The sequence below is a fragment of the Paraburkholderia acidipaludis NBRC 101816 genome, assembly GCF_000684975.1.
In the GTDB taxonomy this organism is placed as follows: domain Bacteria; phylum Pseudomonadota; class Gammaproteobacteria; order Burkholderiales; family Burkholderiaceae; genus Paraburkholderia; species Paraburkholderia acidipaludis.
In genome coordinates this window covers 169742-181965 of the sequence record NZ_BAXZ01000016.1, presented here as the reverse complement: position 1 = coordinate 181965, position 12224 = coordinate 169742, and the positions used below count along the sequence as shown (strand labels likewise).

The following is a 12224-nucleotide window of genomic DNA, read 5'->3' as shown; positions in this document are numbered from 1 at the left end:
CACTACTACGACACATTAAGTCCTAGTTTTGCGATGTCCTTCATTAGCACCGGCGTGGAATACGGGTTGCACTGCCTCCTTTACCTGACCGAATCGCCGGCCGGCGTGAAGGAGGCGAGTGTGCGCGACCTCGCGGAACTACAGGGCGTGCCCCAGGATTATCTGGCGAAGCTGTTCACCAAGCTGGCAAAGGCCGGGCTGGTGGTCGCCACGGAGGGAGTCCGTGGTGGCTTCGCGCTTGCCCGTCCGGCTGAGGATATTACTGTTGCGCAGGTCGTCGAAGCGATTGACGGCGAAAAGCCGCTTTTCGATTGCCGTGAAATACGCACGCGTTGCGCCGTGTTCAACGATCAGGCACCGGAATGGGCAACACGAGGCGTCTGCTCGATCCACGGGGTGATGCGAACCGCTGAGAACGCCCTACGAGAAGAACTGCAAAGGCATACGCTTGCCGACCTCGCGCATCGGACAACCGCCAAGGCGCCTGCCAGCTACGGGCGTAACGTCGTGAAGTGGTTCGCCGAGCGATCAATCGGTCGTCGAGGCGAGGATCGCTAGTCCCTGTACCAATACATGGCCGGGCTACACACCGAGGCGCCGACGACTTTCGCAACCGCACCGCATTCAAACGGGCTCGCGTCTTGAAGATCGCGAGCCCGTTTTCTTTCCGCTCCCCCTGATACACCACTCCACGCGTATTCGCGAAGGCTGACCATCGGCCGAAATTTCTTGCATAACTTAACTGCGACTCATAGAATCGTAGTTAAGCGGTGCTGCAACCGGCCGCTTGCAAACGACGATGATGCAAGGTGCGATCACTTTGTCGATCCAGGCGGCGCGGGTCGCGATCGCGGCTCCATTCGACAAAACATTCGACTTAATGAATAGGACTACTTCATGAAGCGCATTCTGATTATCGGGGCCGGCTTTGCCGGCATGTGGAGTGCATTGAGTGCCGCACGGCTGATCCACGAGCAAGACGCGAAAGATGTTGAAATTTGCGTGGTGGCGCCAGAGCCGCACTTGCATATCCGCCCGCGTCTTTACGAAGAACACGCCGCCTCGATGAAGGCGCCGCTCTCGGAGATTTTTCGCGAGGCTGGGGTCAACTTCATTCAGGGGACGGTCGAGCGGATTCATCCGGACCGCGATGCGCTGGAGGTCGTGACGACGGATCAACGCAGATCGACGATCCAGTACGACCGCCTGGTGCTGGCCACGGGCAGTCGCCTGTTCCGCCCGCCAGTGCAGGGATTGGCGGAACACGCATTCAGTGTCGATCAGATCGACGAAGCGGCTGCACTGGAAGCGCACATCAAACAACTCGCAGATCAACCGGACACGCCGGCGCGCAACACGGTGGTCATTGCGGGCGGTGGTTTTACCGGCATCGAGACCGCCGCGGAAATGCCCGCTCGTCTGCGCGCGGCACTCGGCAGTGAGGCAACCGTCAAGGTCATCGTCGTCGAGCGCCATCGGGAGATTGGTCCCGATCTGGGCGCGGGTCCGCGTCCGGTGATTGAGGAAGCGCTCCGCGAGTTGGGTGTGACTGTGAAACTCGGGGTGGAAGTGTCGTCCATTGACGTGAACGGCCTGACCCTGTCCGACGGCAAGCGTATCGACACCCGGACGGTGATCTGGACGGCCGGGGTTCGCGCCAGTTCGTTGACTGAGCAGGTGCCGTCCGAGCGCGACACCGTGGGGCGCCTGCACGTGGATCGTTATCTGCGTGTGAAGGGCGTGAACAGAATCTTCGCAACTGGCGATGTCGCGTATGCGGCAACCGATAATGAAGGCAACTACGCGATGATGTCGTGCCAGCATGCCATGAATCTTGGGCGTTCCGCTGGCCACAATGTTGCCGCAGACCTGCTTGGCGCGGAGATGATTCCTTACTCCCAACCGAAATACGTGACCTGTCTCGATCTCGGACCCTGGGGCGCGGTCTATACGGAGGGATGGGATCGCGAAGTCAAGATGGTCGGCAAAGAAGCCAAATCGCTCAAGACCAAAATCAATACCGAATGGATCTATCCGCCGACTGCGGGCTCCACGCGTGCGGAGGTATTCGCCGCGGCCGATCCTCGACGCATTGTGGTTGCCTGATCCCGAAGAAGTGTTGCGCCCGGCATCGGGCGCGACAGGGCAGCAACCTTCATCGCATGTCTTCAAGGAAGTCGGTGATCGAGTCGCGACTCGGGGTGAGGCCCCTCAACTGGAGCAGCGCCCCCGCGTTGCCGCGATGATAGGTGCCGTGCAGGCACGCATGCAGGATGATCTCGCCCCGGCGCATGCACGCCGGCTTGCCGCTCGTGAAAGCAAACTCGATGGGCTCTTCGAACGCATGCTCCGCGAGGCCTTCCACATAGTGCGCGTACCAGTCGTCGACTTCGCGCGCACTGCCCGCCAGGGCTTCTAGCCTGGGCAGCGCTTCCGATCGCGGCGCCCGATACGCATGCGGCAGCCCCTGCAGGTGATGCTGAAAGATTCGGTCTACTACATGGATATGATCGAGAATGCGCAGCATGATCGAGGCGTCCTCGCTGCCAAGCCGGCCGAAGTTCTGGCTGACCGTATCGTAGAGGCCGCGATCGGCCCATTGTTTGATGGCGATGAGCTGCGAGTAAGGCTGACAGGACATGAGAGTGTCTCCAGACAGGTTGGGCCGTTGAGATTCGCCTTGCCAGATGCATAATACGGGCGACGGCTCGTCTTACCTACTCGCATTGGGAGCGCGGAGAATGGCGCGAAAACCGCTCACGAAACCACGGAAATACGCTTCCCAGGAGCGATCGCGCGCAACGGTCGAGGCGCTGGTGGAAGCAACTGCTCGCATTCTGGTGAGGGACGGCTTCGACAAGATCAGCACCAACCGCATTGCCGAACGGGCGGGTGTGAGCGTGGGTTCGCTCTACCAGTACTTTCCCGGCAAGGAGGCGCTCATTGCCGCCGTGGTGGAGCGCCACCGGCAAGAGCTCATGCAGGTCGTTCGCGGCGCGCTGGCCGAGGCAGCGGCACTGCCGATGGAGCAGGCCGTGCGTGTGCTGGTTGCGGCGGCGATCGAGGCGCACCGCGTCGATCCCGCGCTGCATCGCGTACTGGCCGAGCAGATGCCGCGCACGGCGAGGACCGAAAACACGGAGGTCCTGAGCGGCGAGACCTACGCCTTGTTCAGGGCCTATCTGGAAACGCATCGCGACGAATTGCGCGCGGTCGATCTGGAACTCGCGTCGTTCGTCTGCGTGACTTCCATTGAAGCGCTAACGCATACGGCCGTCATTCGCCATGCCGAAAGCCTGCCCGACGAGGCGTTCGAAGCGCTCGTCGACGAGGCCACGCGGCTCATCGTCCGCTATCTGCAGTAGCCGAAGCGGCATGCGGCCCGCCGGTCCGGCTTGACATGAATATTCCTCACGGGGTATATACTTATTATGGAATCCGCATTCGCCATCATCGCCGAGCCTAGCCGCCGCGCCATTCTGAGCCTGCTTGCGGGCGCCGAGTGCTCCGTGGGGGATATCGAGGAAGCTTTGAGTCTCCCGCAGCCCTCGGTTTCGAAACATTTGCGCGTGCTGCGCGAGGCCGGATTCGTGGAGTCGCGTGTCGACGCGCAGCGGCGGCTGTACCGGATCAAGCCGGAGCCGTTGATGGAGATCGATACCTGGCTTGCCCAGTTCCGCCAGTATTGGGAGGTGCACGTCGACGCGCTCGAACGCCATCTCGATCAACTGGATCCCGCACCCCGCACGAGGAGGAAGAAACGATGAGCAACCGTGATGCGTACAGGCCGGGCCCGGCGGCCGGCGCCGAAGTCAGGAAGGACGGAGAGACGTGGACGCTGGTGGTGGTTCGCGAGCTGCGCCACGCACCGGAGAAAGTCTGGCAGGCGCTGACCGACCCGGTCAGCCTGCGCGAGTGGGCGCCGTTCGACGCCAGCCGGAGCCTGGCCGCGGTTGGCCCGGTCACGCTTTCGACAGTGGGCACGCCCACGCCGAACGTTTCGGAAACCCAGGTAACGCGTGCCGAGGCGCCGCGGCTCCTGCAGTACCGTTGGGGCGACAATGACCTGCGCTGGGAGCTCGAACCGCTCGGCGGCGGCACGCGCCTCACGCTCTGGCACAACATCGACCGGAATTTCATCGCGATGGGTGCGGCCGGCTGGCATATCTGTCTCGACGTGCTCGAACGCTTTGTTGCCGGCGAGCCGATCGGGCGCATTGTGGGCGGCGAGGCCATGAAGTTCGACTGGCCGCGCCTGAACACCGAATACACGCAACAGTTCGGTCTCTGAACGTAGCGCAAGCCCATCAGCCTGGAGAACGGCATGAAGCAAACGGATGCTGAGGGGAGCCCGGCGGCGTCGCAATTGATCGACGAGCGGATCGCCGAACTCGGCGACTGGCGCGGAGCCGCGCTCGGCAGAATGCGCCGGCTCATCAAGGAGGCCGTCCCGGACGTCCTGGAGGAGTGGAAATGGCGCGGCACGCCCGTCTGGTCGCACGACGGGATGCTTTGCACCGGCGAGTCGTACAAGGCGGTCGTGAAGCTGACCTTTGCCAAGGGCGCGGCGTTGCCGGATCCGGCCGGGCTTTTCAACTCCAGTCTCGACGGCAACGTCAGGCGTGCTATCGATATTCGCGAGGGCGAGGAGGTCGATGAGCGGGCGTTCAAGACGCTGATACTCGCCGCGGCAGCGCTCAACGGGTCCGGCAAAAAGGCGAAGCGAACGCGGACGAAGTAGGCGGCCGCGTTGCTATCGAATCGCCGGGTCCGTTATCACTGCGTGGCGCGCGTGCAGGCGTCGGCTTCGCGCGGCGGCGGAAGCGTCGCCACCGGCAGCGTTTGCAGCGCGCCGTCCGTGACGAACGGCACGATGTCGTGGGCGGCAATGTTCGCGGCGGTCTGTCGCGCGCATTCGGCGTCGCCCGGCGCGCAATAGTCGATCGAGATGACGGGCAGGCCGTATTGCGTCCGCACGGTCTGCGCCATGCCCAGCAGCCAGTTTCTATCCGCCTCGGGCACGGGGACGTAGCGCGATTGCGCCTGGTTCCAGCCGCTGTAGAGCGATTCGAATGCAACGGCGGTGACCTCGCCGTGTATCTCGGGCAGCAGTTCGAAGCCGCGATTCAGGATCAGCTGCGCGGCGGGGTGGCTTGCCTTGATGGCGCGAATCACCCGTACGATGCCGTCGCGCTGACGCGCGCGCTCGGTATCCGTGGTCGTGACGAGCTGATACGAGTCGAGCGTGTCGAGAAAGAAGCCGCGATAGCCGCGCGCCCATAGCGGATCGATGACGTGGTGCACGAAGAACGCCGGCCAGCCGGCGCGGCTTTGGTCGACCACGCGCGATCCCCAGCTCGCGTTATGGCCCATCAGCCAGTCTTTCGGCAGCGCCGCGAAGTAGGGCCGTTGGGCCGTGATCTCACCGACGCTCGCATAGGCGAACCACTGCGTGCAGGGCAGCGCGTGATCGCGCGGGAGAAAGCCGCTGTCCGGCTCGAGCACGGCAATGTCGTAGCGCGCGAGCAGCTCGGTGGGCGGTGTCGAGCCGTAATAGAGTGCGACGCTCGGAGCGGCAACGCCCGCATCCGCGGCACGGGCGGCGGGCGCCGCGCACAAGGCGCACAACGCGGCCGCGACGAGCCGCGCGCCGCGCGTGAGGAGGCCCGGAGAGCGGGGCGAGCGGGCTTGCGTCGCCGCGTGCCCGGAGGTCTTACGCATGGAGTGTTCCGCGCATCAGGAAGGAAGAAAGGGCCACCAGCATACCGTGTTGAGCGCCGAGGTCGCTACCGATGGGTTCAGTCCGGCCGCGAGGCTCGCGTTCCAGTCGCTCTGCGCGGAGCTCGTTTGCGTGCAGTCCGTCATGTAGTCGAGCGAACCCGTGAAGAACGCACTGCGCGGCAAGCCGGCTTCGACGCCGCGCCAGGTCTGCAGTTCCTGCACCTGGCCGGTGTCCACGGCGGGTGCGAAGACCTGCTCGCCGAAGTCGCCGTCCACGAGCATCGGGAATGCGATGCCGCCGCTCGTGCCGCTCAGCGCCGTGACGGGCGCATGGTTGAGCACGATCGGTGCGTCGGGAAAATCGTTGCGCACGCGCGCGACGAGGTCGAGGCCGCCTTGTGCGCACGTCGCGTCGCAGGGCCCGTCGGTCGTGCTGGTGCCGTGGCCGACAATCTCGAAGTTGTCGAGCATCAGACCGTCCACGCCGGTCGCCATCAGCTGCGGCGCGACGTAGTCGGCGATCAGGTGCTGATAGTCGCTGTTGGCCGGATTCATCCAGTACTCGGAGTAACCCGTCATCTTGCCGAGCTGCGCGGCCGTGTTCGCCGAACACGAGAGGAAGCCCGCCGGCGCGCTGTTCCAGTAGGTACGCCACGTTTCGCACGCGCCGAAATTCAGGTAGCTCAGCACGGTGGCGCCGTTGTTCTTGAGCGTGGCGATCTGCGCGGGCGTGACGGCAGGGCTGCCGTTGGCCGGATCCGCATCCACGACGATGAGCTTGAACGTCGACGCCATGCGCGCGAGATCCGCCTGGGACCCCGAACCGTAGTACACCACCCATGCCCCTTGCGGATTCAGGTTGCGCGAGGCCGCGATCGTGACGTTGGTCGAACCGTTGACGGCCGCCGCCGGCTGCGGGCTCGACGCGCCGCTGGCCGGCGCCGCGACCGATCCCGAGGTGCCGCCGCCACCGCCGCCGCAAGCGGCGAGGAGTACCGCGCAGGCGAGCGCAGCTGCGCGGCTGCGCAGCGAGTTCGTGTTACCGGGTTTCATTGCAGCATGTAGGTTTCGTATTCGAGCGCGGCGAACTTCGCGTCGAGTGTGCGGACCGCGACGATCGTCGCGATCAGAAGGGCCACCGCGAAGCCGTAGCCGTACGCGCCCGGCCCGAGCCGGATCGAGAGCGCGGTGAAGAGCGCATTGAGCGCGACAAAGAGGCCGGTGAGTCTCAGACCGTCGCGGCGCGTATCCAGATAGAACATCACGTTGAGCAGGCCGAGGAACAACACCTGCAGGCTGGCGGCGATGACGTCGACGAGCAGCAGCGGCAGGTATAGCGACGAGATGCGCAGGACGCCCAGCAGCGCGGCGCCGAACGCCAGCATCAGCAGCACCACGACGATCTGGACCTTGACGATTTCGGCGAGGCCGGTGCGCACGCTGCGCACCATCATGTCGCGCATCGCGTTGATGCGCTGCAGGGTCGCGCCGGTGCGCACGGCGTCGTAGAACGCGTCGTAGTAGCCGGCAAAATCGGCCTCGATGCGCACGAGGAACGCGGCCATGGCCGGCATCACGCACACGTAGGCAAGAAACACGGGAATGTCGTAGATGACCGAGGCGTGGAACCAGCCGACCACGCGTGTACCGGTGACGTCCGAGAACCAGAAAATGAACTTGTCGACCCAGACGCCGAGATTGAACAGGATTCCTATCCAGGCGAGGCTCGGATAAACGTAGCGGCGGTCGAACATCTCGAACGAGATGTAGCGCGAGCCCGGGTATTGCCGGTGCACGATCGTCGAAAGGCACAGGAAGAGAATCGCATGGCCGGCAACGAAGCCGCCGAGCAGGCCGGCAAGCCCGTGCCGGTTGAGCGCGAGTGCGAGGCCGACCACCGCGGTGTAGCCGATGGCGAACGACACCAGGATCTGCCGGTACTGCTTGACGCTCGAGAGAAAGATCACGGCGATCCAGATGTTGCTCACGATCACGAAGCCGCCGATCATCAGCATCCGGTAGGCGGCCGGCGTCTGGCCGAAGCCGAAGCTCATCGCGAGGGTGCCGAGCACGCCCGCCATGGCCGTGCAGACGAGCTGGACCGCGCGGTAGTTCGGCAGCACGAGATCGTCGCGGCGCTCGTAGAGCCGGTCCGAGACGAAGCGCGTGAAGGAGAGCTGCAGCGGGCCCGTGACGATCAGGCTGCAGGCGATCATATAGGTCACCGACACCTGGAACTGCGTGATCAGCACGCTCGGTATCACGACCGCGAAGCTCAGCATGCCAATGATCAGGATGCCGAAGCACGAAAGGATCATCGGGCCGGAACTGATGAGGCCGGCGTAGAAGTAGGCGCGCGCGACGCCCGTCAGCGTGTCGCGGCGCATCAGCTTGCGCAGTTCGAATCCAATGCCGGCCATCAGCGACTCCGGTTGAAGGCCGCGCGCAGCGCGGCAAGGGCGCCGCCGCGCGCCGTTCCGTGGGCGGGGCAACCGCCGGCCGGGCCGGCAGGCCCGGTCGCGCCGCCGCTGCCCGGGCGGTCCGGCTGCGCGCTCGCACGCGCGTAGATCGACTCGTAGCGCTCGATCATCTGGCTGCGCCGGTAGTAGCGCTGCGCGCGCTGCGTGGCGGCGCGCTGCGCGGCGAGCCAGCGCGACTCGTCGTTCAGCAGCGCGATGGCCTCGCTCGCAAACGCCGCCGGATTGGCGATCTGCACGACCGCGCCGGCCACGCCCAGCTCGCGGTCCTCGGGCTGGCCGCCTTCGATGAGCTCCCGGCACGCGCCCACGTCGGTCGTGATCGCCGGCACGCCGGCGGCGAATCCTTCCAGCACCACGAGCGGCAGCGCCTCGCTGATCGAGCTCAGCGCAACCAGATCGACCTTGAGCAGCACCTCGTCCATGCGCTGGAAGCCGAGGAACTTGAGGTTGTTCTGCAGGCCCAGGCTTTCCGCCAGGGCGTGGCATTCGCGCGCGTAAGCCGGATCTTCGTCCTCGGGGCCGACGATCCAGCCTTCGATGTCGGGCATCGTGCGCGCGGCGATGAAGATCGCGCGAATGAAAGTCTTGATGTCCTTGATCGGCACCACGCGGCCGATCAGCGCGATCACGCGGCGCGCTCGCACGGGGCGCCGCGCGGCGAGCGGCATCAGCGTTTCCACGTCGATGCCGTTCGGGATCGTGCGCGTGAGCTCGGCGCGCGCGCCGTCGGCAATCTGGCGCTGACGGTTGCCTTCGTAGAGCGCGACGATCTCGTCGGCGGCGTCGTAGGCAAGGCGCCCGAGCGCTTCGAAAAAGCGCAGCCACAGGTCGCGGAAGTAACTCACGTCCGAGACGTCGCGCTCGAACACGCCGCGGTTGTCGCGTATCCAGCGGCTTTGCAGCAGGTCGATCTTGCGCTCTTTCGTGTAGATGCCGTGCTCGCTCACGATGAGCGGGCGGCCCGTGCGATGGTGCAGCAGGGCGCCGATATAGCCGGCGTAGCCCGTCGATACCGTGTGGTAGACCCGTGCCTTCACCGTTCGCCCGGCCACGCGGGCGAGTTGCCAGAGCGGCTGGTGCATGTTGCGCACGGTCCAGAAGTAGTCCGTGAACGAGGGGTCCGTGCAGCGCTCGCGGTATTGCTGCTCGATGTACTGCCAGGCTTCGTGGCTGTACAGGAACTGCTCGGCGGAAAGGCGCCCGCCTTCGCCGAGCATCGAGAGCAATTCGACCATCATGGCGCCGATCTCCGGCTGGCGGTCACGATCGCGCAGCAGCTCGTGGAAGACGGCGGAGCGGGCGAAGGCCTCGCGGTCGCCGGGCACGGCGCGGTGATGCGGCTTCGCGTCGGCGAACGACGCCTCGTAGAGATAGTGGTCCTCGAAGTGCACGACATTGTCGGGCAGCGCATAGGAGACCTTCGTATAGTCCTCCCTGCGTCCGCCGATGAAGACGATGGCGAACCGCCGCTGCGGGTAGGCGCGGATCATCTCGTTGACCCAGCTCGATACGCCGCCGCGCACATAGGGGAAGGTGCCTTCCAGCAGCAGGCAGACGTCGGCTTCTTCGGCGCGGCGAGTAAGCGTTGTGTTCATCGTGTCCAGTAGTCGATCACGGGTTTGAGCGCCGGCGTGCCGGCATGCCGCGCCAGCTCGCCGACGATCGCGGCGGCTTCGGCATCGCGGCGTTGCCGGAACGCCGCCTCGGCGAGCCAGGGCAGGAGGCGCTCGCGCGGGAAGCTGAGCTCGCGCGCGCGTTCGAGCAGCGGCGTGGCTTCGTCGGCGCGGTCGCGGGCGAGCGCGAGGCGCGCGAGCAGCAGGCAGAGCGCGGCGTCGCGGTCGCCCTGCGCGAGCGCCTGCGCCTTGCGCGCATGCATTTCGGCCTCGGCGATTGCATGGTGATAGACGTCGCCCTGCGCGAGCCGCTGGTAGACGAGCTCGAAATGCAGTTCGGCGAGCTGGCGGTGCAGCGCCTGCTGTTCCGCTTCGGTGCCGGCGCGCGCGAGGGCGTCGCGGCACGTGAAAATCTGGTTCACGATTTCGTTTTCGGCCTGGTCGAGCATGCCGTAGGCGAGCAGGCGCAGGTCGTCGACGGGGTCGGCAAGCAGGTCGCGCAGCAGCGTGCCCGTGGTTCGCGTGGGCAACTGCTGGATCGAGACGAGCGCGGCGAGGCGGTCGCCCGTGGCCGCATGGCGGTTCGCGAGGCGCGCCTGCACGCGCGCGCCGGCGGCGTGCGAGACGCGCGAGACGAGATGGGAGACGAACTCGGGGCGCCCCACCACGTCGATCTCGCGCGAGATGCGCGCGATGGCGAGCTTCGTGCCGATGCGGCTCGCGAGCACTTCGAGCAGCCCGCCCACGCACGGCGCGAAGAAACACAGCGCCCAGAGATGGGCGAGGGCGGCGCGGCGCGGCTCCTGCTGCCCGGCGGGCATCATGCGGCGGAACAGGACCGCCTCGGCCGCCGCCGCCAGGGCCTGCAGCGCGAGAAAGCAGGCCAGCGGTTCGAAGCCCGCGAACGGGTGGAACGCGCTCCACAGCGCCGCGCCTTGCAGCAGCGCGGCAAACGGCAGTGCGAGGAGGATCGCGGCCGCGTCACTCATGGTTCGTTACCCGCTGCAGCAGTTCCGCGAGATTGGTCTTGCCCGAGGCGCCCGTGACGTGCAGCGTGTGCACGCCGATGCGCGCGCGATCGAAGTCGGTGTCGAACTGGTTGCGCAGGTTCGTCTCGATACGGGTGAGATAGCCCGCGACGCCGGTTGCATCGGCAAGCGGCATCAGGTTCACGAGCACCGAGCGCTTCGAGGTCTGCAGCGGCCAGGCGAGGTCCGCCGAGCGCCCGCGGCGCAGCACGTGCTCGAACAGCGAGTCGTGCTCTTCGTCGCGCGGGAACGACAGGGCCACCACGGACGATTCGATGCCGCTCCTCTGATGCAGTTGCACGAGGCGGCCGTATTCGAGGCCGAAATCGCTCGGGCAGCCGGGTACGGCGTCCATGAGGTCGTGCGTCGCGCGAGCGTATTCGAGGCCGTCGCCGTAATAGCCGAGCAGAACGAACAGCAGCTGCAGGTTGTCGTGGTTGAGCGAGAGGAACGGCATGCGCTCGACCACCAGCAGCGCGCGCGTTTCGCCGCTGGCCGAGATCAGCGGCGCGCACGCGATGTACTTGCTGCCGCTGCCGAGAATGTCGCCGGACTTCAGGTGCGCGAGCTGGCCGCTCGAGAGGGCGAGCGTGACGAGCGGATCGGCGGCGTCGAGTTCGAAGGGCTCGCCCACCGTCGCGAGCGGCCCGGCCACGAGCTTGCCGCCGCTCATCGCGTAGAGCGCCGCCACCTCGATCTGGCAGGCCCGCGCGACGAACTCGATGAGCCGCGCCGTGCCCGGCAGCCGGGTTGCCGCATCGGCGGCGTCGGCGGCATTGCCGCCCGAAAGCTGGCGCAGTTCGTTGATCGAGTCGCGCAGCGTGGTCGGGCGCGTGAGCAGGTCGCGCTCGAGCCGCTCGTGCGAGAGCCGCAGCAGGTAGTGGTTGTCGGTGAGCGCCGTGAGGCGTTCGTTGAGGTAGTCGTTGACCGAATTGGCACGGTCGGCCCGCACGTTCCAGGTGTCGGCGAAGTGGCCCGCGAGGATCACGAGCACCCCGCCGCCCACGAAGAACGGCGTGGGCCATGGCGTGCCGGCGGGATAGGCGAGTGTCCAGACCAGCGCCAGCAGCAGGCCCGAGGCGAGGCCGGCAATCACGCCGTAGCGCAGCGCGATGAGGGTCGGCACGAGCCACAGCCAGGGGAAGCCGCCTTTCAGCAGGAGCGGATCGGCGCGGTCGCAGAGCCAGGCGAGCGCGAGCGCCACGATCGTGATGATCGCGGTCTCGGCCCACGCGAAGCGCGAGCGCGTGACCGGCGCGAGCAGGTTGCGCAGCCAGCCGGGGTCGCTGTGGGGCCGCTCGTAGACGTGCCGCCGTCCACTGCCTTCGCGTGAGGCCGGATCGCGGCCGCTATTGGTCTGGATTTCCATCGCGATCTCGTTT

At 66.1% G+C, this 12224-nt stretch carries 13 protein-coding genes; 6 read left to right on the top strand and 7 right to left on the bottom strand.

Annotated features, from left to right (window positions below):
- Positions 1 to 33: 33 nt before the first annotated feature.
- Both BAC01S_RS18670 and BAC01S_RS18665 read left to right on the top strand, forming a co-directional pair.
- Positions 34 to 558 (top strand): RrF2 family transcriptional regulator, encoded by a 525-nt coding sequence (locus tag BAC01S_RS18670; RefSeq protein WP_027796138.1) that lies wholly within the window; start codon positions 34 to 36, stop codon positions 556 to 558.
- A gap of 339 nt (positions 559 to 897) precedes the next feature.
- On the top strand, positions 898 to 2106 hold the full coding sequence (locus BAC01S_RS18665; RefSeq protein WP_027796137.1) for an NAD(P)/FAD-dependent oxidoreductase: 1209 nt from the start codon (positions 898 to 900) through the stop codon (positions 2104 to 2106).
- A gap of 49 nt (positions 2107 to 2155) precedes the next feature.
- Here BAC01S_RS18665 and BAC01S_RS18660 read toward each other — a convergent pair whose 3' ends face one another.
- Entirely contained in the window at positions 2156 to 2641 is a 486-nt protein-coding gene (locus BAC01S_RS18660) for a DinB family protein (protein ID WP_027796136.1), read from the bottom strand.
- Between the two features lie 175 nt (positions 2642 to 2816).
- Here BAC01S_RS18660 and BAC01S_RS18655 point away from each other — a divergent pair, with 175 nt between their 5' ends.
- The 4 genes from BAC01S_RS18655 (at position 2817) to BAC01S_RS18640 (ending at position 4741) form a co-directional block, all read left to right on the top strand.
- Positions 2817 to 3365 (top strand): TetR/AcrR family transcriptional regulator, encoded by a 549-nt coding sequence (locus BAC01S_RS18655; protein ID WP_245616617.1) that lies wholly within the window; start codon positions 2817 to 2819, stop codon positions 3363 to 3365.
- Between the two features lie 66 nt (positions 3366 to 3431).
- Positions 3432 to 3767, top strand: a complete 336-nt coding sequence (locus tag BAC01S_RS18650; protein ID WP_027796134.1) for an ArsR/SmtB family transcription factor — start codon at positions 3432 to 3434, stop codon at positions 3765 to 3767.
- Positions 3764 to 4291 (top strand): SRPBCC family protein, encoded by a 528-nt coding sequence (locus tag BAC01S_RS18645; protein WP_027796133.1) that lies wholly within the window; start codon positions 3764 to 3766, stop codon positions 4289 to 4291. Before BAC01S_RS18650 ends, BAC01S_RS18645 begins: the two co-directional genes overlap by 4 nt.
- A 33-nt stretch (positions 4292 to 4324) precedes the next feature.
- Positions 4325 to 4741, top strand: coding sequence for a DUF1801 domain-containing protein (locus BAC01S_RS18640; RefSeq protein ID WP_027796132.1), 417 nt, complete (start codon positions 4325 to 4327; stop codon positions 4739 to 4741).
- A gap of 35 nt (positions 4742 to 4776) precedes the next feature.
- Here BAC01S_RS18640 and BAC01S_RS31790 read toward each other — a convergent pair whose 3' ends face one another.
- The 6 genes from BAC01S_RS31790 to BAC01S_RS31775 are packed head-to-tail and all read right to left on the bottom strand — an operon-like array spanning position 4777 to position 12211.
- Positions 4777 to 5721, bottom strand: coding sequence for an endo alpha-1,4 polygalactosaminidase (locus BAC01S_RS31790; protein WP_052408779.1), 945 nt, complete (start codon positions 5719 to 5721; stop codon positions 4777 to 4779).
- 15 nt (positions 5722 to 5736) lie between these two features.
- Entirely contained in the window at positions 5737 to 6774 is a 1038-nt protein-coding gene (locus tag BAC01S_RS31785) for an endo alpha-1,4 polygalactosaminidase (protein WP_156954458.1), read from the bottom strand.
- Positions 6771 to 8141: an exopolysaccharide Pel transporter PelG gene (gene pelG, locus BAC01S_RS18625; protein ID WP_027796131.1), complete on the bottom strand. Its 1371-nt coding sequence runs from the start codon at positions 8139 to 8141 to the stop codon at positions 6771 to 6773. The genes BAC01S_RS31785 and pelG overlap by 4 nt, the downstream gene beginning before the upstream one ends.
- Positions 8141 to 9796 (bottom strand): GT4 family glycosyltransferase PelF, encoded by a 1656-nt coding sequence (gene pelF / locus BAC01S_RS31780; RefSeq protein WP_043202709.1) that lies wholly within the window; start codon positions 9794 to 9796, stop codon positions 8141 to 8143. The genes pelG and pelF overlap by 1 nt, the downstream gene beginning before the upstream one ends.
- Positions 9793 to 10803: a hypothetical protein gene (locus BAC01S_RS18615; protein ID WP_027796130.1), complete on the bottom strand. Its 1011-nt coding sequence runs from the start codon at positions 10801 to 10803 to the stop codon at positions 9793 to 9795. The genes pelF and BAC01S_RS18615 overlap by 4 nt, the downstream gene beginning before the upstream one ends.
- Positions 10796 to 12211: a PelD GGDEF domain-containing protein gene (locus tag BAC01S_RS31775; RefSeq protein WP_043202707.1), complete on the bottom strand. Its 1416-nt coding sequence runs from the start codon at positions 12209 to 12211 to the stop codon at positions 10796 to 10798. The genes BAC01S_RS18615 and BAC01S_RS31775 overlap by 8 nt, the downstream gene beginning before the upstream one ends.
- Positions 12212 to 12224 lie beyond the last annotated feature (13 nt).